At 56.5% G+C, this 1403-nt stretch carries 2 protein-coding genes; both read left to right on the top strand.

Annotated features, from left to right (window positions below):
* Positions 1-442: 442 nt before the first annotated feature.
* Positions 443-766: a hypothetical protein gene (locus tag PGX04_RS15435; protein ID WP_273739318.1), complete on the top strand. Its 324-nt coding sequence runs from the start codon at positions 443-445 to the stop codon at positions 764-766.
* 319 nt (positions 767-1085) lie between these two features.
* On the top strand, positions 1086-1403 hold a 318-nt coding region (locus PGX04_RS15440), incomplete at its 3' end, for a DnaJ domain-containing protein (RefSeq protein ID WP_273739320.1).

The following is a 1403-nucleotide window of genomic DNA, read 5'->3' on the forward strand; positions in this document are numbered from 1 at the left end:
GGCCCCGGCGGCATGGGCGGCGGCCCGAACCCCGGCCCCGACGCGAGCGCTGCCGACGGCGAGGGTGAAGAGTTCGTCGACGCCGACTTCGAGGACGTGAACTTCGACGAGGACGAGGTCGAAGACGACGAGTAACGAGTCTTCGCCGCCCCGTCAGACGTAGTCTAACGATTCCGGCGTCGATCCCGATCTCGACTCCGTTCGAACGCTCGGCCATACGTGTGCTCGAGCGCGTCGACGAGACCGGCTCGAACTACTGTGTCTATACATAGATCTTTTATTTGGGACTCTATAGATAGGAATATATTTGTGCTATATTGTATATGAGTATTACATGTACACTCGTCGGTCCCTACTCGCTTCAATAGGTACCCTCTCTAGCGCAACCCTCGCTGGTTGTTCTGCTCTCGCCAGTAAAAACACCCCTCGACACAACCTGGATATGTATAACGGTAGTGATGAACAGCATGTCTTCGCAGCTACTGTTACGAACGAAAACGATGAAACGATATTCAAGGAAGAGTTCGACCTCGATCCAAATACTGGCGACGAAAATTGGGTAATCGAAGGAACTCCTGCGACGATCACGGTTACTATTGACGACAGAAAACCTGTGATGTTTTCCTGGGACCCCCAGACAGGTGCTGGCGACCACTCTGGGGAGTGTCAAAAGGGGTCATCCATCAGCGTGAGCCTCTGGTACAATCAACAAGATGGAGAGGGCTTGAAACAAGTTTACGGGTGCGAGACGGCTCAGAAGAGGTAGGTTATTTCTAGCCGTTTCTATTAAAATTCTTAGACCATAATAGGGTTGTATCCTCTGCGGTAAGTACAGCCCAAGGAGTTCCCGCTGCGGTTGGATTGCAATTGCAGCACCGCGAACAAGCGCAGCGAGCGAGCGGCCTTTTTAGCGTAGATTTTTGCGCCCAACGAGGGACATGAGGCGTCCCTCGAGCCGTGCGAGCGGGCCTTCGGCCCGCGAGCAGAGAGCGGTGAGCAAGCACCGCGAGCGAACCCGAGGCGGAAAAAGGTACGTCCGGAACGTTCGTTTCAAGTGTCTCAACCGATTATCGGGTGAACAACGAATGAGCGAGGACTTCTACGACGTTCTCGGCGTGAGCCCCGACGCGTCTACCGAGGAGATAAAACAGGCGTATCGGTCGAAGGCCACCGAGTACCATCCGGACGTCAGCGACGACCCCGATGCCGAGGAGAAGTTCAAGAAGATCCAGAAGGCCAAACAGGTGTTGACCGACGAGGAGAAGCGCGAGGCCTACGATCAGATGGGTCACGACCGCTACGAGCAGGCCGAGAAACACGGCTTCGACGCCGGCGACGCGGGCGGCGCCGGGGGAATGGGCGGCGGTCCATTCGGCGGGATGGGCGGTGGCGGTGGCATGGGC

Source organism: Natrinema soli (genome assembly GCF_028618695.1).